The 266-nt window shown below is 39.1% G+C and carries 1 protein-coding gene; it reads right to left on the reverse strand.

Annotation, left to right across the window (positions count from 1 at the left end):
- Positions 1-171: 171 nt before the first annotated feature.
- Positions 172-264: a DUF2535 family protein gene (locus SB658_RS24535; RefSeq protein ID WP_410602990.1), complete on the reverse strand. Its 93-nt coding sequence runs from the start codon at positions 262-264 to the stop codon at positions 172-174.
- Positions 265-266: the final 2 nt, after the last annotated feature.

Below are 266 nucleotides of genomic sequence, written 5' to 3' on the forward strand. Positions count from 1 at the left end.
GTCTTAGTCTTTACTTATGATATTACCTTATTTCGTGCGTACTTGAAAACAACTGTCAGAACGTTTTTGAAATTGTCACATTTGCTTGTTTGCATGAAAAAAATCCTTGCCAAATCTGAGCAGCAGCCATTTTAAAACAGCCGCTCACTCCCTTTGACAAAGATTCCTTTTTTACGCATTGTGTTTCAGTGTAGGCTCCTGATAGATCTGCTCATATGTGCTCCACTTGACGTTACGTTTCACATCCTCTCTGAAAGAGTACACAG

The organism is Bacillus sp. SIMBA_008 (assembly GCF_046535495.1).
Classification (GTDB): Bacteria; Bacillota; Bacilli; order Bacillales; family Bacillaceae; genus Bacillus; species Bacillus subtilis.